Source organism: Leptospira yasudae, assembly GCF_003545925.1.
GTDB classification, from domain to species: Bacteria; Spirochaetota; Leptospiria; order Leptospirales; family Leptospiraceae; genus Leptospira; species Leptospira yasudae.
In genome coordinates this window covers 183,314-202,013 of record NZ_QHCU01000006.1, presented here as the reverse complement: position 1 = coordinate 202,013, position 18,700 = coordinate 183,314, and the positions used below count along the sequence as shown (strand labels likewise).

Annotated in this window: 18 protein-coding genes; 10 read left to right on the top strand and 8 right to left on the bottom strand. The window is 46.8% G+C overall.

Features of this window, described 5'->3' with window-relative positions:
• Positions 1-94: 94 nt before the first annotated feature.
• Both DLM76_RS17380 and DLM76_RS17375 read right to left on the bottom strand, forming a co-directional pair.
• Positions 95-646 carry a PadR family transcriptional regulator gene (locus tag DLM76_RS17380; protein WP_118957052.1) on the bottom strand — a complete coding sequence of 184 codons (552 nt, stop codon included), beginning with the start codon at positions 644-646 and terminating at the stop codon, positions 95-97.
• Positions 647-1,112: 466 nt separating this feature from the next.
• Complete coding sequence (locus tag DLM76_RS17375) at positions 1,113-1,472, bottom strand: LB_289 family protein (RefSeq protein ID WP_118965987.1); 360 nt, start codon at positions 1,470-1,472, stop codon at positions 1,113-1,115.
• Between the two features lie 195 nt (positions 1,473-1,667).
• Between DLM76_RS17375 and DLM76_RS17370 the strand changes: the two genes are divergently transcribed.
• A complete protein-coding gene (locus DLM76_RS17370) occupies positions 1,668-3,290 on the top strand; it encodes an aldehyde dehydrogenase family protein (RefSeq protein WP_118965986.1) in 1,623 nt (540 codons plus the stop codon).
• A gap of 7 nt (positions 3,291-3,297) precedes the next feature.
• Entirely contained in the window at positions 3,298-4,203 is a 906-nt protein-coding gene (locus tag DLM76_RS17365) for an LA_0442/LA_0875 N-terminal domain-containing protein (RefSeq protein ID WP_118965985.1), read from the top strand.
• Between the two features lie 8 nt (positions 4,204-4,211).
• On the opposite strand, the gene DLM76_RS17360 is transcribed toward DLM76_RS17365, so the two are convergent.
• The 5 genes from DLM76_RS17360 to DLM76_RS17340 all read right to left on the bottom strand — a co-directional run bounded on the left by DLM76_RS17360 (position 4,212) and on the right by DLM76_RS17340 (position 9,529).
• A complete protein-coding gene (locus DLM76_RS17360; RefSeq protein WP_118965984.1) occupies positions 4,212-4,643 on the bottom strand; it encodes an acyl-CoA thioesterase in 432 nt (143 codons plus the stop codon).
• 2 nt (positions 4,644-4,645) lie between these two features.
• On the bottom strand, positions 4,646-5,377 hold the full coding sequence (locus DLM76_RS17355) for a Yip1 family protein (RefSeq protein ID WP_118957057.1): 732 nt from the start codon (positions 5,375-5,377) through the stop codon (positions 4,646-4,648).
• Between the two features lie 188 nt (positions 5,378-5,565).
• A complete protein-coding gene (locus DLM76_RS17350) occupies positions 5,566-7,194 on the bottom strand; it encodes an FMN-binding glutamate synthase family protein (RefSeq protein WP_118965983.1) in 1,629 nt (542 codons plus the stop codon).
• 47 nt (positions 7,195-7,241) lie between these two features.
• Positions 7,242-8,051 carry a UDP-2,3-diacylglucosamine diphosphatase gene (locus DLM76_RS17345; RefSeq protein WP_118965982.1) on the bottom strand — a complete coding sequence of 270 codons (810 nt, stop codon included), beginning with the start codon at positions 8,049-8,051 and terminating at the stop codon, positions 7,242-7,244.
• Between the two features lie 200 nt (positions 8,052-8,251).
• On the bottom strand, positions 8,252-9,529 hold the full coding sequence (locus tag DLM76_RS17340; protein ID WP_118957060.1) for an acetyl-CoA hydrolase/transferase family protein: 1,278 nt from the start codon (positions 9,527-9,529) through the stop codon (positions 8,252-8,254).
• A 115-nt stretch (positions 9,530-9,644) separates the two neighbouring features.
• Here DLM76_RS17340 and DLM76_RS17335 point away from each other — a divergent pair, with 115 nt between their 5' ends.
• The 4 genes from DLM76_RS17335 (at position 9,645) to DLM76_RS17315 (ending at position 14,427) form a co-directional block, all read left to right on the top strand.
• Positions 9,645-10,856, top strand: coding sequence for an MFS transporter (locus DLM76_RS17335; RefSeq protein ID WP_118965981.1), 1,212 nt, complete (start codon positions 9,645-9,647; stop codon positions 10,854-10,856).
• A 440-nt stretch (positions 10,857-11,296) separates the two neighbouring features.
• Positions 11,297-12,178 carry a patatin-like phospholipase family protein gene (locus DLM76_RS17325; RefSeq protein ID WP_118957062.1) on the top strand — a complete coding sequence of 294 codons (882 nt, stop codon included), beginning with the start codon at positions 11,297-11,299 and terminating at the stop codon, positions 12,176-12,178.
• Positions 12,179-12,184: 6 nt separating this feature from the next.
• Positions 12,185-14,149 (top strand): glycoside hydrolase family 5 protein, encoded by a 1,965-nt coding sequence (locus DLM76_RS17320; RefSeq protein WP_118965980.1) that lies wholly within the window; start codon positions 12,185-12,187, stop codon positions 14,147-14,149.
• Positions 14,146-14,427 (top strand): TIGR04454 family lipoprotein, encoded by a 282-nt coding sequence (locus DLM76_RS17315; RefSeq protein ID WP_100764322.1) that lies wholly within the window; start codon positions 14,146-14,148, stop codon positions 14,425-14,427. Before DLM76_RS17320 ends, DLM76_RS17315 begins: the two co-directional genes overlap by 4 nt.
• A gap of 248 nt (positions 14,428-14,675) precedes the next feature.
• Here DLM76_RS17315 and DLM76_RS17310 read toward each other — a convergent pair whose 3' ends face one another.
• Positions 14,676-15,017: a hypothetical protein gene (locus DLM76_RS17310; protein WP_404820667.1), complete on the bottom strand. Its 342-nt coding sequence runs from the start codon at positions 15,015-15,017 to the stop codon at positions 14,676-14,678.
• 162 nt (positions 15,018-15,179) lie between these two features.
• On the opposite strand from DLM76_RS17310, the gene DLM76_RS17305 reads away from it, so the two are divergent.
• From DLM76_RS17305 to DLM76_RS17290, 4 genes are all read left to right on the top strand, one after another.
• The gene (locus tag DLM76_RS17305; RefSeq protein ID WP_118965979.1) at positions 15,180-15,737 is read left to right on the top strand and encodes a DUF1564 domain-containing protein; all 558 of its coding nucleotides are present in this window, start codon (positions 15,180-15,182) and stop codon (positions 15,735-15,737) included.
• A 347-nt stretch (positions 15,738-16,084) separates the two neighbouring features.
• Positions 16,085-16,846: a DUF547 domain-containing protein gene (locus DLM76_RS17300; RefSeq protein ID WP_241548280.1), complete on the top strand. Its 762-nt coding sequence runs from the start codon at positions 16,085-16,087 to the stop codon at positions 16,844-16,846.
• A 152-nt stretch (positions 16,847-16,998) separates the two neighbouring features.
• The gene (locus tag DLM76_RS17295) at positions 16,999-17,499 is read left to right on the top strand and encodes an RNA polymerase sigma factor (protein WP_167450790.1); all 501 of its coding nucleotides are present in this window, start codon (positions 16,999-17,001) and stop codon (positions 17,497-17,499) included.
• 18 nt (positions 17,500-17,517) lie between these two features.
• Entirely contained in the window at positions 17,518-18,669 is a 1,152-nt protein-coding gene (locus DLM76_RS17290) for a FecR family protein (protein WP_118965976.1), read from the top strand.
• The last annotated feature ends 31 nt before the right edge of the window (positions 18,670-18,700 follow it).

Below are 18,700 nucleotides of genomic sequence, written 5' to 3'. Positions count from 1 at the left end.
GTTTCGCTCCGGGCAGGCAGAGTGCAACCTTCTCCGGATCGGTTGTAGCCTAAGCCAATTTAGACGAAGTGAAAAGTAGAAAAACGATTTCGGTTTAAAAATCGGAATTTTTTATTTTGTTTTTCGACTCTTCCGCCCATTCCATAAAACTTTTAGCGGTCGCGATGCCGAAGTCGAGAGTGATCAGGCTCAACATCTTGTTTACCTTCGGATTTTCATGCTGATCCAAAAAGTTTCGGATGTTCGCATATATTTCGGTGAGGCGTTGCACTTCTTCTTTCGTATGTTGCAGATGTCCTATAAGTATTTCCTTTTCGACATGATTGCCGAAAAAAAGCTTTAAAAGAAGTTCGTTGCGATACGGAAAATTTTCGACCGGTTTTTCCAACCACTCCTTAAGTTCTTTTTTTCCCTTGGGGGTTATCTTATAGATCGTCGATTCCGGACCGGTTCGTTTTTTCTCTTTGGACGACTTAAGACATCCTTCTTTTTCGAGCTGTTTGAGAATCGGATAAATTTGTCCGAAACTTTCCTGCCAGAAAAATCCGATGGTTTGTTCGATCGTTTTTTTGACTTCATAAGCGTTTTTGGGGCTTTGTGCGACGATACCCAAGAGCGCATAACGCGTTTTATTGATACGGGCCATTATTCGGGATTTTGAACCTTATTATTAGATAAGTTTTGCGATTTCTGATTTAACAATTGAGAATTGAGTTTTTCCGGAAATTTCATGGAAAACCGAGACGGCAAAAATAAGTCACGCAATCTATAGAATGAAAAATGTATCTTTCAGATACTATCTGGTAGATAGAGAGATCAAGCAAAATTTATGATTCTGTTGGATCGGATCTGCGTGCGAAGCTCGACGATTTTTTGAATGTGAGCAAGTGGTCGCATTTAAGATTCGATTTGTCGCCGTTTTGCGGAAGGTCGGAATGATTTGCGGGCGACTTCTCCATCGATCAAGTACGTTGAATAACGGAGAAGGAGTTCCTTTGGGATCTAAAGGATCGGAAAGAAGGGTATGTACTAGTTGAGTTGTCGCGAGGACTTTGCAGGTTCAGTGCAATCGGATGTCGTGCATGTACGACGGAGGAAAAGAAAAAGCCGGGTTATACCCCGACTTCTTCCGCCGTTTCCGATTCTTCTTCGTCGTTCATCAATTCCTTGAGTTCGTTGTATGCTTTTTCTTTTTCCTGAACTCCGGTCTTTTTGATCGCTTTACGAAGCACGTTTTCCCACTGTTTTGCAGGGAGATTTGCTTGAATGTCTTCCAGTAATTCCAAGATCGAGATGTCGTCTCCCGTGTTGAAGATTTCGGTCGCGTCATAACGAAAGAGAGCGGACAACTCGTCGATGTACTCTCCTACGCTAGTTCCTTTTCCGGAGGCGAGCCTCTTTTCTTGAAGCTGTGTCTTTTTTTCTGCCTTGCGGAGGTCTCTTTCTCTTCTTTCCAGTTCGGTGCGTTTCATAGAAAAACCCTCAAGTATAGCTGATAAGCCAGTTTTTTACGGGGGCTTTTCATGTATAGGAGATTCCCGGGAAGCCTCCGAGACCGGTTGTAAAAACGCTTGTTATAAAATCCATTCTCTCTGTACTATAGACGGACCGAACAATCGTTATGGTTCATAGAATCGATATAGGAAGAGAAAATAGGAGAATTTGAAATGGCAACGAGTGCAATCGCAGAAACAAAATCGAAAACAAACGGAAATTATACGGGAAGCGGGTTCCAAGTCTCGCAAAACCCGGCTACGTTGGAAGAAATCGGAAAAGTTCCGAACACGGATCTGGCAAAAATGCCCGAGATTTTCAATAAAGCCCGCGAGGCCCAAAGAAAGTGGGCGCAGACAAAATTCGCCACCCGCAAAAAGCACATTCTCAAAATGAGAGATTATATCGTGGAACACGCGGAAGAACTGGCGGACATCGTAAGCAAGGACAACGGCAAATCCAGAATGGACGCGCTTGCTACGGAAGTTCTTCCTGCCGCTCTTGCGGCGGATTGGTATGCGAAGAATGCAAGACATCATCTTCAGCCGAAAAAACTTCCGATGTCTACATTCTTATTTTTTAATAAGAAGAACGAACTGCATCGCGTTCCTCTCGGCGTCGTCGGAATCATCAGTCCGTGGAATTATCCTCTTTCGATTCCTTTCGGCGAAATCGCGATGGGACTTATGGCGGGGAACGCGATTCTTTTGAAGGTCGCACAGGCTACGATTCTCGTGGGGCAAGCGATCGATAAGATCGTCGCCGCCGGAGAATTACCCGAAGGTCTTTTCTATCATATCGTTGGTTCGGGCGGAGCGGTTTCCAAATCCTTCTTTGAAAACAAGATCGATAAGATTTTCTTTACCGGTTCGGTTGCGACCGGAAAAACTTTGATGGCGGCCGCGGCTTCCACCTTAACTCCCTTGTCTTTGGAGTTGGGCGGCAAGGATCCGATGATCGTTCTGGAAGATGCAGATCTTGAACGCGCTGCGAACGGAGCGGCATGGGCCGGTTATCAAAACGCGGGTCAATCCTGCGGCGGCGTGGAACGCGTGTATGTGCAGGATAAAGTATATGATAAATTCGTAAACTTGCTCGCGGCCAAAACCAGAGCGATCCGTCACGGGGCCGACCAAGACTTCGAGGTGGACATGGGTTCGATGACCACGGAAGAACAGCTCAACACGGTCAAACGTCAGGTGGACGGCGCGGTGAAACAAGGCGCTAAGATCGTAGCGCAGTCGCAGCCGAGCGGAAACACGAAGGGATTCTTTTATCCCGCCACCTTGATGGTGGACGTGAATCATCAGATGGAATTGATGAAAGAAGAGAACTTCGGTCCGATCATTCCGGTGATGAAGTTCAAAACGATCGAAGAAGCGATCGCTCTTGCAAACGATTCTTCGATGGCGTTGACTTCTTCCGTGTGGACTAAGAACTTAAGTCTGGGCAAAAAGATCGCGAAGAAACTCGAATCGGGTGCGACGACGATCAACGATCATCTTTATACGCACGGTCAATCCGAAACTCCTTGGGGCGGTTGGAAAGAATCGGGCTTGGGAAGAACCCATTCCGGTCTCGGTTTCGACGAGATGACTCAGCCTAAACTCGTGAACTGGGACATCATTCCTTCCAAGAGAAATATTTGGTGGTATCCGTTTAACAAAACCTCGTACGAAGCGATTCTCGCCGCGATGCGGTTTAACTTTTCCAAGAATCCGATTTCATTACTCGTCAACGGAACGAAGCTGACGATCTTTATGATCGGCAAGATGTTCACTTCTTGGAAGGTTTGAATTTCGTTTGAGGATTTATCGTCGAGTCGGTTTTCTATTTTTCTTTTTTCTCTGCGTTCCTTCGTTTCTGTCCGCGGACACCGTTCTTCTCAAGGACGGAGGAGCGCTCCGAAACGTAAAGGTCACGATGGGAGGCGAAGAGATTCTCGTCGAAGACGAATCGGGGAATATTAGAAAAATTGAAACTAAATCGGTGAAACGGATCGTTATGGCGGAAGTGAAGTCGGAATCCGAACCTTCCGCGCCGAACGTTCCGAAAAACCAAGGTTCAAAAAAACCGAATTCTTCCGGGTCCGGTAAAGTGACTTATTCTTCGGGGGTTTCTTTCTGGGAAACCCGCATCGGAGAACCGGATCGAGTCGGAGATTTTTCGATCCGTGTTCAGTCGGTGTTTCTTCAGGCGGAAACCAGATTCGAAGGCAGATACGGAATTACTCTGGGATTGGAAAATTCCCGTTTCGATTTTCGCAGTTCGTCGAACGCATTCTTGAATCCGAGAATTGCCGCGTTGGTTTTACCCGGCCCGGACAATATTCAAAAAAATGAATCTTCCACGACTCTGCTCGCGTTGTCCTCGCTTGGCGAAGGATACACTCCTTTTAGAACCGCGAACTCTTTTCGGGTGGAAACGGTTTCGTTTCTGCCGGGTGTGAAATATTATCTGATCGACGGGGAGAGATTTTCCTGGTTCGCGCAGTTTGCGTTCGGATTCGGACGAAGTTATCGAAGCGGAATATACTCCGATCCGTTTTTTCAAGGCACCTTATTGCTTGGAACGGGGGTTCAATGGAACAGCGATTCCATCATGATCGCTCTCGCGGCTCAAATCCGGAATACGCTTCTTTCCAATTCGAACGTTTCGTATCGTTTTACGGAACCGAGTCTTCAGTTTTCTTTCGGAATCCGAATCTGATCGATCCGTTACGGAAAAATCTTTCGGAAACCTTCCGGAAGATTTCCCAACTTGCGCGTTGAATAATCCATAAAGACCACTCCGGTTTTCGCTTCGCAGATGATTTTGCCGTTGGCCGGTCCGTCCGCGTGCGTCATTCGATAATAGATATCGCAGCCGCGTTGACTGAAATCTCCCGCTGTGATTTCCACTCGGATCTTATCCCGAAAGAACGCTTCCGCTTTGTAGACGACGGCGATATCGGTCATGATGATTCCGAGGCCGTCCACGTTGAGTTCGTTGTAGTTGTGTTCCAAAAAGAAACGCGCTCTCGCTTCGTGAAGAAGTGAAATCACGCGATCGTGCGCGAGATGATCCGCGAAATTGATGTCGTAGATTCGAACGTCGAGGTCGACGGACCAGACGAATTTATTCGGGAGTTCTAATTGAATTCTTGCCATAACTATTCCTGAGTTTCGTGTCCTTCCGCTTTCGCTTTTTCCATCGCCTTACGGATGATCTCCGCGGCTTCTTGTTCTCCATGTTCTTCCTCTTCTCTTGTGAGGGGTTTGTGAGAATTCATACTCTCGATCATCTTGTAATCGTTGATGTACGAGGAAACTTTAGAGTATTGCAAATAGAGAAGAATCGCCGCAAAAATCGTAAGCACGATCGCGGTTCGCTGTACGGGAGCTTTGAGATACGAAGTCAAAGCGAGGTAAAATAGAATCGGGACGTAGGCGGTAAACGCGATTCCAAGTCCGATTCCGAGATACGGATGGATGAGTCCTCCGAAACTCTGCAAAAGCAAAGCGACCCAAAAAATTCCGAGGACCGCGGTGCTGGCTCGGAAGTTCGACTTCCAGTTTTTATCTCCGCCGCAAATCCAGGAGAAAAACATATAAAGAAAACCTAAAGTAGGAAATACGATAAAACTCGCGAGAAAGTAGGCGAGCGGCATTTCCAAAAATAAGAAGGAGAGGGGAGGATTGGAAAAACCGTCCGGAGTCAAGACGGTCATGCTGAGTACGGCGATCCCGTATAAGAAGCCCATAAAGATCAGCGAGCGCAGATACAACGGAATCAGAGATTCTTCCGGGGCTTTGGAAAGTTCTTTGAAAAATGAAACCGGTCTGATCAGAACGTCCCGCGCTTCTTCCAGGACGGTTAAGAATGAAAAAGAAAACTGAAACATGAGATCTCCGCTTTCGCACAGGATTTAATGCAAAAGCGGGATTGCAAGTGGTAAATTGTGCGTCCATAGGAGGCAATTTCTGAGCTTGCAATTGCGACAGAACTCAGCGAAAGCCTTCCTTTAGGTCGGCTTTCAGGAAGCGAGCCGTAACCCATTGAACGTTGAATCGCTTTGACGCGAATGATGTGTTACTTCGGATGATTGTTCGTTGCGTGATTCGGGTGTTCCACTTTGCTGACTCCCTGCATGTATTCTTCCAAATACGTGTGATCGGTATAATCGAGCATCTTCGTAAAATGAACGTGATCTCGTTCGTAACCGAGAATGGTTTCCAACGTCTTGAAGATATTGAGTCCTGCACTGATCTCGATATCGCTTCCTCGGAACTGAAGAGGATGTTCGTAACCCGCCGCGTGCGTAACGGACAAAACTTCTCTGCGGAGTCCTTTGATGTAATTCGCGTTCCGTTCCGCTTTGAGATCTATATCGAGTCCGGCCTGCAGCCAGCGGTTTTGCGTAGCGACTCCAGCGGGACAATGATCCGTATGACAACGCTGCGCTTGAATGCAGCCGATGGACATCATCGCTTCCCGTGCGACGTTGATAAGATCGCATCCCATCGCGAAGGCGACGATGGCTCTATCAGGAAATCCTAATTTACCGCTTCCGATCCAGGCCATTCTTTCGGAGAGTTTTTCCTTTTGAAAGATCTGATAAACTCGCGCGAATCCTACCTTGAACGGAAGAGAAACGTGATCTGCAAAGGCGAGGGGAGCCGCACCGGTTCCTCCTTCTCCGCCGTCGATCGTGATGAAATCGGGTCCTTTGTTGGTTTGTTTCATCCGTTCCGCGAGTTCGTTCCAAAAATGGATTTCTCCGATCGCGCTTTTGATTCCCACCGGAAGTCCGCTCGCGGAATGAAGCCGTTCGATAAAGTCGATCAATTCGCTCACCGTTCCGAATTCGGAATGCGCGTTAGGCGAAACACAATCCTGTCCCGCCGGAACTCCTCGAATCGCAGCGATTTGTTTCGTGACTTTTTTTCCGGGGAGAATTCCTCCTTTGCCCGGTTTTGCGCCTTGCGAAAGTTTGATTTCGATCATTCTGATTTGGGGGTTTTCCTGGATCTTTTGTCCGAAAAGATCCAAGGAAAAATTTCCGTTCGCGTCTCTTGCGCCGAAGTAACCGGTTCCGATCTGCCAAACGATATCGCCGCCTAACTGGTGATAGGGGCTGATCCCGCCTTCTCCCGTATTCTGATAACAATGCGCCATCATCGCGCCTTTGTTCAAAGCGGAGACCGCGTTCTTCCCGAGAGAACCGTAGGACATTGCGGAAATGTTCACTACGGAAGGGGGACGAAACGGTTTTTTGCGGTTATGAAATTCTCCGATCACCTTCAGACAAGGGATCATCGAAGTATCGTTCTTTAAATGTTTTACCTTGGATTCGGGGAACGGAAACGCGCTGTGTTTGATGATCGGATAACCCGCTTCGTATAAAAGTTCGGTCGTTCCGAATCCGAAGTTGTTGTTTTGTTTTTTTGCCGTCGCATAAACCCAGGAACGTTCCGCGCGATTGAACGGCATTTCTTCTTTGTCGTTCGCGACCCAGTATTGCCTTAGTTCAGGTCCGATCGTTTCAAATAGATATCGGATTCTTCCCACAAGCGGAAAGTTATGTTTGATTGAGTGTCTTCTTTGAACGATGTCGTGAATGAGCGCGATGAGAGTGTATGTTCCCAACGCGTAAAAAAAAGAAGACCAAGGATTTTCCGAAATGAACTGCAAGATCGTAGAATAACCTGGAATTTGCATCCGGCAATTCTGCACCTTTTGAAAAGGTTAAGCAAGAAATATTTTTACTAAACGGAGGAATCTTCCTTGTGTTTGTAAACGAATTCTTTGGAGAATTCTCCCCGTTTGTTCATCTTGGCTCCGATAAAATGAGATCCGTCTTGTAATACGAAGCTGTTGCTTTTCACCCAATCCCCCGTGTTGATGATTCTTAAATGAGGAATGCAGAGAAAATCGTGCGTGTGACCCGAAATCAAAAGACGATCTCCTTGGTGCGTGATTCTGGATAGGCGTTCGTAATACCGCAGAATTTCCTCGGTCGTACTCGGATCCTGTCTGTTCAGATGTTTTTGATAGAAAGCTTCCGAATATCGGAAAAGGTTCGGAATCAACACGGCAATCGCATGCAAAAAACGTAATAGAAAGATCGATCCGATCCAGGTGAACCGGTTGTATTGTCCCTGATGGCCGTGAACCGCGATCAGCGTTTCGTTTTCTGTTTTTTCGCAGACGTGCCAATCCCTTTCCTTCAGATACTTTTCGATCTTGGGAGGAAGGCTCATCAGATACGAAGTCGAGTCGTGATTTCCTACGATGTAGATTTTGTCGCCGCCCCGCGCCGATAAAGAATCGAGTCTGTCGAAGAGTTTGTTGAATTTCTTTTTACTGCGGCGGAGTTTGCGAGAGGCGCTGAAAAACCAATTTTCGATGATGTCGCCCACGAGATAGATCGTTTGAAAGCGGACGTTCTTTTTTTCAAGATGATCGAGGAACTGAAAGAGTTCTTTGTGTTTGTGGGATTTTATTTTTTTATTGAGAAGGTAGTGAACGTCCGAAAGAAAAATTCCTTCATAGACTTTATCCCTTTCAAATTTCATCGGATAGTCGTTTCAAAAACAATCTGACGAAAAACGACGTTTTCGTCAAACGATTCCGATGCGATTCTTTCGTATAAAAGATAAAATTCGATTACAACAGGGATGGTTTCTTGTGCGTTCGAACTGCGACCGAACGGTCGACGATGGAAATTCTGCCGCCGACCGAGAAACCGTCGGCCGATCCTTCCGTCGGAAATTCTTCAAAGAACTCGAAATCGTTCCCGAGCTTCTCGTTCGAGTCTTTCTCTGTGATTCGGATGCGCGATCTCGATTAAGGCCTTCGCCCTTTGTCGTAGATTCTTCGCATACAAATTCGCGATTCCGTATTCGGTCACGATATAGTGAACGTGCGCGCGCGTTGTGACCACGTCGGCGCCGGGTTTCAACATCGGAACGATTCTGGATTCTCCCTTGGAAGTGGAAGAGGGTAATGCGATGATGGGTTTGCCTCGTTCCGAAAGGGACGCGCCTCGGATAAAGTCCATCTGACCTCCGACTCCGGAATATTGTCGTGTGCCGATCGTGTCCGCGCAGACTTGTCCGGTCAGATCCACTTCCACCGCGGAATTGATGGCGGTGACTTTCGGATTTTTTCGGATCACGTGCGGATCGTTGATGTAGCCGATGTCGAGCATCGCGACTTGGGGATTGTCGTCGATGAAGTCGTAGAGTTTGCGGGTTCCCATCACGAAGCCGGAAACGATTTTTCCGGGATGTTTCTTTTTATGGATTCCGGTGATGATTCCTTTTTGAACGAGTTCCATCACTCCGTCCGAAAACATCTCCGTATGAATTCCCAGATCTTTGTGTGACGTTAGACACGTTAGGACGGCATTGGGGATCGCTCCGATTCCCATCTGCAGCGTGGCTCCGTCTTCCACAAGAGAAGCCACGTTTTTTCCGATCGCAAGTTCCACTTCGGACGGCGTTTCGGAAACGTGTTCGTACAACGTTTGATGTCCTTCCACCAAAGAATGAATTCTGTCCACGTGGATGATTCCGTCTCCGTGCGTGCGGGGCATGTTTTCGTTGACTTGCGCGATCACCACCTTTGCGGTTTCCACGGCGGCCTTGCTGATGTCCACCGAAACTCCGAGAGAACAATAGCCGTGTTTATCGGGAGGCGAAACCTGAACCAAAGCTACGTCCAAAGGGAGAATTCCGTTTCGAAATAAGGAAGGACATTCGCTTAAGAAAATCGGAATATAATCGGCCCTTCCTTCCTCAACGGCCTTACGCATATTGGCCGCCACGAACAAAGCGTTCGTGAAGAATTTTCCTTCCATTCCCGGTTTTGCATAAGGAGCGTCGCCTTCGGTATGAAGGTGAATCATTTCCACGTTAGACAACTCGTCCGCCCGTGCGGTCAACGCTTCGATCAGAAGAGTTGGGACCGCAGCCACGCTGTGAACGAAAACCCGTTGACCCGCTTTGACGGTGGAAAGAGCCGAATTTGCGGAAATAAATTTAACTTTCATACGGTGGAATTTCCTTTTTTGTGAGGATTCTTATGCGGGAATTCCAGTCGTTCAATCCATTTTTCCCGTTTTTCTATCTACAGGAAACTGACATTTCTCATGCTATCCAATATCTATGTCTTCGCATCCTTCTCGCAACATTCATGTAAAATCCGAACCGATGCTGATCTTCGTATTAGCGGCCGTTCAATTCACTCACATTCTCGACTTCGTAATCATGATGCCTCTCGGGAGCTACTTTCAAGAAGCGTTTCATATCAATCCTAGAGAATTCTCCTTTCTGATTTCCGCATATACGTACAGCGCGTTCGCGGCGGGAATCGTAGGCGCGCTTTTTATCGATCGTTTCAACCGAAAGTCCGCCGCAATTTTCTTATATACCGGTTTTATCGTAGGCACCGCATTCTGTGCCGTTGCGGATTCGTACATTCTTCTTTTATCGGCGAGAATTCTTTCCGGAGCGTTCGGAGGAATTTTGAGTTCCGTCATCTTTGCGATCGTAGGAGACGTGATCGCGATGGAAAGAAGGGGAAGGGCAACCGGTGCGATCATGGGAGCGTTTTCCGTTTCTTCGGTGGTCGGGATTCCGTTGGGACTGAAAGTCGCCGAGTTTTACGGATGGAACATGTCCTTTGCGGGAATCGTTTTATTGAGCCTTCCGATTTTGGTTCTGATGTATTATCATCTTCCGAGCATTCCTCCGTTTCAATCCGCGGGCGAAAATCCGGTTCAAAACTTCGTACGGATTCTCACATACAAACGATATATGGCTTCGTATATGCTCATCATGTTCGTGATTCTCGGCGGTTTTACCGTCATTCCGTTTATCGCGCCTTATATGGAACACAACGTGGGGATTCCTAAAGAAAGTATCTCTTGGATTTATTTCTTCGGCGGGCTTGTTACCTTTTTTTCTTCGAGATTGATAGGGATCGCTTCCGACAAGATCGGAAAACACAAGGTATTCTATATTCTGGTTCCGTTATCCTTTATTCCGATCTTTATCATGACCAATCTCGGAAAGGCCGATCTTGTGACCGTCGTAACGCTGACCACGGCCTTCATGGTGATCGTATCGGGAAGATGGATTCCCGCCTTGGCTTTGATTACATCCACGACCGAACCGAAGGACCGGGGACGTTTTATGACCGTGATCTCCGCCTTGCAAAACCTGGCTTCGGGACTCGGGGCTACGATCGGGGGAAGCATTTTGGTCGCGGCGACTCCGACTTCTCCGTATCAAAACTACGAGGTGGCCGGTTTTCTCGCAATGGGGTTTAACGTGATCGCGATGATATTGATTTCCAGAGTGAAAGCCGTTTCGTAAGAAGCCTTTTTGATCGTCGGTTTGGCGCCGTTCGAGGCGGCGTGAACCGCGGCGTTTCGTTTAGGAAAGAAAATTCTCAAAAAATTCGCTCTGTTCTTGACATTTTAATGAGACAGAATATTCTGCGGCCACACGAAAAGGAGGTGGTCTAGTGAATGATAGTTGTTGTAAACAATTGACCGGTGAGGTGGCTGAGCAATAGCCCGGGTTTCACTTGCAATACAGCCGTAGTCGGGGCATTGCAATCCAATCAGACCGCTGACCTTTCTGAGTTTCGAGAACTGGTCATTCTCGAGCTTCCGATCTCGACAGATGGATGTCGACGAAACGTTGCAGTCGCTCAGGAGGTTTCCCTCTTTCGAAAAAATCTTTCTCCTTGAGTTCCTTCCGACAAACCGAAAATTCTTCACTTTTTTCCAACCCTTTGAGATTCAGGTAGAATGAAACGTGCCCTTATCTTGTCCGGAGGCGGAGCCAGAGGCGCTTACCAAGCGGGCGTTCTCCGATATTTGGAAGAAATCCAATTCAAACCGGATATCATCTGCGGTACTTCCGTAGGAGCGATTACCGCTACCGCCATGGGTTGCGGGATGAACGCGATGGAGATCACAAAGTTGTGGAAGTCCATCGAAGCGAAGAAGGTGATGCGTTATTCGATCTGGAACGATCTCGTCGACATCTTCGTCAAAAGCTATTCCCCCTTAACCGATACGACACCCCTTAAAAATCTTTTGTATTCTCATCTCGACTTCCGCAAACTGCGGAAGAACCCCGTGGAAGTCATCATCACAGCGGTCAATATTCTCACCGCGGAGCTCGTATTTTTTAGAAACAAGGAAATCGACATCGAACACGTAATGGCATCTTCCGCGATTCCGATGTTCTTTCCTTGGCAATACGTCGACGGGAAACCGCATTGGGACGGAGGCGTTATGGCTAATACTCCGATTCTTCCCGCGGTCGAGCGGGGCGCGACGGACATCGTCGTAGTTCTTTTGTCGCCGGTCGGGGGAATCGATATGGGTTTGCCGAAAACGAGACGGGAAGGTTTGGAGCGAGTCTTCGAACTTTCACTCATCGGTTCGTATCAAACCGTGATGTCCAATTTGAACTTTGAAAAGAAAACGCGGAAGCGGAAGAAGTCGAGACTTTCCTCTCTCTTATCCATACCCAGCGCGAACAAACCGGATTTAAAGATCAGAACGATCGGACCGAGAACCTCGCTCGGATTCGGAAGTATTTTGAACTTCTCGCAGGTGCAGGCGGATTATCTGATCAGCCGCGGCTACGAGGACGCGAGAATTCAATTCGGAGAATATTAGAATATTATGGAAGAATTATTCGTTAAGAACGGACATTTCACCGGAAAAGACGGCGCGATCTATCAACTGAGAGGGGTGAATCTTTCCGGTTCGGCAAAACTTCCGTCCAAACCGGACGGAACCACGCACTTCGATCAGACCTTAACTTTCTTCAATCATAGAAACGTTTCGTTTGTGGGAAGACCTCTCGAAGAGGATCAGGCGGGGGAACACTTCGATCGTCTGCGCAAATGGGGATTCAACTTTTTACGGTTTCTCATAACCTGGGAAGGGATCGAACACAAAGGTCCCGGAAAATACGACACGGAATACATCGATTACGTGGAACGAATGGTCGCGCTCGCGGCGCAAAAAGGATTGTATCTGTTTATCGATCCGCATCAGGACGTTTGGTCCCGATTTACGGGAGGAGACGGTGCGCCCGGTTGGACCTTGGAAGAACTGGGGATGGACATTTCCAAGATCCGCGATTCGGAAACCGCGATCGTACATCATCATCAGGGAAGAAATTACCGAAGAATGTCCTGGCCTCTCAACTATCAAAAATACGCGTGCGCCACGATGTTCACACTGTTTTTCGGGGGAAGAGAATTCGCGCCCGATACGAAGATCGGCGGAAAAAACGCGCAGGACTTTTTGCAGGATCATTATATCGAATCCGTACTCAAAATCGTACGCAAACTCAAGAAGTATAAAAACGTGGTCGGCTTCGACTCGTTAAACGAACCGTCTCCCGGTTGGATCGGGAAAAAGAATCTCGGAGAATTCGACGGATTCGGATTCGGCAAAGTGATCAAAACTTCTCCGTTTAAGGAAATGTATCTTTCCGAAGGACGCGCGGTTTCGGCGGAACAAGCGTATATGCTCGGGTTTTGGAGTTTACCTTGGGGGAAGGTCCGTTTGAACAACGGCGGCGTTCCTCTTTGGAAGCGCGGACATCAGTGTATCTGGAGAAATCACGGCGTTTGGGACTACGATCCGAACGGAGCGCCGATGATGCTTCGTCCCGAATATTTTTACAAAAAGAACGGAAGAAAATACGAATTCTATTCCGACTTTATGCAGCCGTTCATCAAAAAATTCAAGGAACGCGTGCAGAAGGTGGAAAGCCGATTTCATATCTTCATCGAAAGCGATCCGTCCCGACTCGAACTCGAATGGAAGGAAACTCCGAAAAAGAATCACGGTTCGATCGTGAACGCGACGCATTGGTACGATATTTCCGTGCTGATGCTAAAACGCTATTATCCTTGGTTCGGGGTACACGTATTTAAACAAAAACCTATATTCGGAAAAGAAAATATAGATAAGGCCTACGAAGAGACGATCCGAATGATCCGCGAAATGTCCGAACGGCACATGGGCAACTGTCCGACCGTGATCGGGGAAACCGGAATCCCGATGGATTTGAATCAGCGCGCGGCCTATCTCAAAAAGGACTACGGAGTTTTGGAAAAGGCGCTCGATCGGGTGATGAAGGCCGTGGAAAAAAATTTCGTGCATCTTGCGTTGTGGAATTATACGCCCGATCACACTCATAGTTTGGGGGATCGTTGGAACGAGGAGGATCTTTCGATCTATTCGATGGACACTCCGACTTCTTACGATGAAAACGGCGGAAGGGCGGTGCGCGCTTTCAGCCGTCCGTATCCGATTCGAACGAAAGGATTGCCGATTGCATTGACCTTCGATATGGAACGATCCCTGTTCAAGTATTCGTTTCGGCAGGAAGGGGATTTATTTCCGGAAACCGAAATCTTTCTCCCCGAGATTCATTATAAAAACGGGTTCGAAGTTTTGGTCAACGCGGGTACGTATCAATATGATTCCCGCGCCAAAATATTAAAATTTAAGGGAGAAAAGGGAATTCAACACTACGGAATAACTATTCTCCCGTCCAAAAAATCACTTTTCAGGGAACAAGATCGGGTTAAAGTGGTTCCCAATACTCAAAAGAGGAAGATTAGATGAAAAAAGTTCTCATGATTTCCCTAAGCGCTCTTGCAGTTCTTTCATTAACTGTAATGTGCGGCGGACCAAAACATTCAGCGGAAGAATGCGCTCCTATCGTTGAAGAAATGTTAACCAATCTGACTGCTGGACAAAAAGCGGACGATACTGCAAACATCGCTACTATGAAAGCGACTTTGGTTCCTGTATTACAAAAAGAATGTATGTCCGGAAAATTCGACCTCACTTGTCTTAAGTCTGCAAAAAGCATTCCTGCAATCCAGGCTTGTAAGAAATAAGATTTTTCCTACTTCTCGCCTCGCGGACCTTAGGGATCGCGGGGTGCTGAACTTACCCAAGTTCGCTTTCATTTCCCTTGGGCGTTTGCTCCAATTTATCCTTTCAACGACAGTTTTCAAAAAAATCGCATGCTTAGGTCAGGCTTGTTTCGAGCCGCAGCTTCGTTTTCGGTCGTTTCCAACGGGTCGACTTCTTTCGTCCGCAACCGAGCGATCGTAGAAACAGGGTTTGCGTTTTCATTCTTGCGCTATTCATCCATCAGAAAAAAACCTTCTTCGTCCGAATAGCAACCGTGTTCCCGATACGGTCCCGAAGGATAAAAGTGAATCTTCTGCGCGTATCTTCTCCCGATCTTTAGGCAACTCATACAAATATCCCAACGAATCGCCCAGTCGCATTCTTCCTTTCGAAACGAAGGAAACACGCGGAGGAGCGGTTTGGTTTCGGCTTGTTCCTGTTGTTTCGGTTTTTCTTGAGAAAATAGAGACGAGTGAGTTCCTGTCCCGGTTCCGTGAAACGATCCGAATAACAGAATCACTTCTCCCCAAAGGAAAATCGATAAAAGAAGGCTTCGAATTTGTAGGATCATTTTGGTTTGGTTGGAATCCCGCCGCCGAAATTTTTGAAGTCGATTTCGATGAAGAAGCGCCTAAGTTTTTTATCGAAAAAAGGGGCCCATTTTGGAAGTAGAAAATGTGATTTTTCTTGTTGAGGCGGTCTCGGTTTTCGTTCGAAAGAACCGTTTGCCTATATGGGAAATATCATCTTGGCTGAAACTCAAAAAGTTCGAAAACGTTGGATCGTCGACGGAGAATCAAGCGTGGAAACGTTTTTGATTCCCGAACGTTATTGGACTGGATTGAATGAGAAAGATCGGAAGAATTTGCCGAAACGGATTCCGACGCTGATCCGCAGATATGCAAAGTATATCGTTGCGATGCCGCGTTTGAATTCTAAGCCGGGAAAGACGATGTATCAGAAAGATCAAGGTCCTTTGATTCGGATGAATATTAGAATGGGAACGGGAATTGTTTCCATTCTCGCTTCGTTTGCGGCGTCTCACGGAGTGTCCCGCTGTTTTTTAGTGAATTATCTGCTTTGGTTGGATGAGATCGGAGTCGGGAATTCTATTGTGGAAACAGTTTCTGTGGGAACTCCCACCTTTCACGATGTTTACAGGAATATTTTGACCCTCGATTTCAACTCCAACACGATTACTCGCGAATTTCAATTCGAACCAAACCCGATTTACGCACAGGATTTGGACTATCGGAATTATTTTTCTCGAAAAATCTTCGAAGATAACTAATTCCAACCAAACGCGAATACGCACACATTCAAATCTTAAATAGGGAGAATGGGACCGGCCGTCTTTGGGGCGGTTTACGCATGTCTGCATGACTATTCCGAAAAGAAATCATTGCAATTCACTGTAAATCATATCAAGATTACACAGTATCACTATCGCACGAAACCCATACGAATACAAAGGAACAAGTCGACTTCATGAAAGACGCATGTATACTAGTATATTTTAAAATTCTAAAATATCTCCGATGGCTGCACCAAACCGACAAACGCGATCCATCGAACGATTTCGCATCGGAAAACAAACGAGGACGGACCCGCCGAACCCGTAGCCAAAATCGATTGTCATTGTCTACAACGACCACGATCGTTTTGATCCTTCTCGTTTGGATCGGTTCGGGCTTTACCGGCCGCGCAGGCCTGTCGGCCTTTGATCATAAACACGGTTCTTTTAACGCCGAACTCAAAAAGTATGTCAAAGAAGGTTCCGTCGATTATGCATCTTGGAAAAACAACCGCGCGGCTCTGGATTCTTACCTGCAAACGTTGAGTTCCGTTTCGGAAACCGAATATTCTTCCTTTAGCCAAGCGGAAAAACTGAGCTTTCTGATCAACGCGTACAACGCGTTCACGATCCGGCTGATCCTGGATCATTATCCTCTGAAAAGCATCAAGGAACTCGGAGGACTTTTGACGGGACCGTGGAAAATGGAATTCTTCTCTTTGTTAGGATCTAAAAAGAATTTGGATTGGATCGAACATCAAAAACTCAGAAAGGAGTTTCAAGAACCGAGAATTCATTTCGCGATCAACTGCGCTTCCAAAGGATGTCCGCCGCTTTTCGAAGAGGCATTTCAACCTTCTAAGCTGGAAAGCCAACTTTCAAACGCGGCAAAACGATTTCTTTCGAACCCAAACTACAATCGATACAATGCGACAAAAAACGTACTGTATCTTTCGAAAATCTTTCAGTGGTTCCAGGAGGATTTTACGCGCAAATCCGGAAATCTCGTGAACTTCTTCAATTCCAATTCGGGACTTGCCCCGATTCCGGCCAATTCGGAAATCGAATATTTGGATTACGATTGGAATTTGAACCAAAAGAAATAATCTTCGAGAACCTTCAAAAAAAACCTCGGATCTGAAAAAAAACCGGAATCGTTCTGTTAACTCAGGATAGAAGGCAGGAGCGGCAAAGGAATTTACTTGAAATCGGGTTCTCACTCTTCAACTTAGTTCCAATGACCTCCCGGAAAGATTTTATGGATGCTCTCTATCGAGAGTACAGTGGAAAGATCTTTGATTTCCTCTATAAATACAGCTCCGGGAATCCTGAAGTCGCGATGGACCTCATGCAGGACACTTTCCTGAATTTTTTTAGGAAGTATGCGGACACGGATATAGATCGGGAACAGGCGATCCGTTTACTTTACACGATCGCCAGAAATCGGTCCATCAATCACTCTCGGAAATTTTCCACGGTAAAGGAAAGTGGAAATCCGGAGATGCAGGACTTTCAGGAGAAAAAGCTTTCTTTCGTCAGAAAGACAGAACTCAAGGATTTGGAAGAACGTCTTCTCGTCTGCTTGGATGAACTGGAAGAGGACGAGAAGTATGCTTTGATTCTTCGGTTTATGGAAGATTACAATCTGACGACCATTGCGGAAATTATGGATATTTCGGTTTCGACCGCTTCTCGTTTGATCGTAAAGGCGACTGCGAAGGTGACCGAAATCGCGGAAAAGAAGAATTTGAAACCCTGATTAAGAGTATCGATAAAAATGGAAGAATCGGGAATGGAAAGGGAAGAGAAGATTAAAGAAATTCTGCTCGATGGGAAGCGGAACGATTTGAGTCCTTCTGTGGAATGGCTGGCCAAAGGCTTAAGCAATTCCTGGGTTGAATATTCGCCCCAAGGAAGAGACTTCGAGTCCCTCTATGCCCGCGCACTTTCCGAAAAATCCGATGATTCTTTCTTGGATCGCTCGAATGCGGGGAACGAAATTACGGCGACCCGCAAAAACAACGTTCTATCTTTTCCCGATTTCGCAAAGAATAAGCTCGTAATTGGGCTTTCCGCCGCGGCGATCTTTTTGTTCGCGGTTACATTAGGATATTATTCTATTCTAAAAGATAAGTCTCCCGTCGGTTCCGAAAAAGGCGGTGTGGAAATTTCCCAGGTGGAAGGGGAAGCGTATTTGACTTCTTCCGATCCGAAGGATAAAATTCTTTTGAAACCCGGTGTTCGAATTCAGGAAGGACAAAGGGTCGTTACCGCTCCCGGTGCGATTCTGAATCTGAAAGTTTCCGATGGAATCGCGGTGAGAATTCTGCCCGACTCGGAAGTTTCGTTCCGTTTGATCGATCTTTCCACACATTATAAGATAGGAATCGATCTGGAAAAAGGCGAACTGCTCGCACACATTCATAAGAATCTTAAAAAAGAGGAATTCATCGTTCGTTCCGAGAACGTAAGCGCCGAAGTCCGGGGAACCAGCTTCAGCTTTCAAAACGTTCCGGGAGAAGGGACTCGGGTTCGGGTTCTCGAAGGGCGCGTAGCGATCAGCGCTCGAGAAGAATCCAAGAATACCGCGCCGGAAGGCGAACAGGTTCTTGAACCGAATCAGGGAATTTTCGTAAATCAAAAAGGTTTTGTTCGTAGCCGTTTGAACGACGCGGAAAAGGAACGTCTCGGAACGGAGTTCGAAAAACTTCCCATCGATGCGATTCCTCGCGATAAAAACCGGGCGTACGCGAGCAAACAAGAACTCCTAACGGAGTTTCAAAGAATGGAACGTATCGTTTTGGTCGATGGGAAATCGATCGAAGGCGTGATCGTCGACATGGATGAGAACGCGATGTATGTTCAGACTTTGGAAAAAGAAATCACGATCGAGAGGGCGTCCGTCTCCGAAGTGATTCAACTCCACTAAAATCAAATTCTCTTTGACAGTCGGCCGGTAA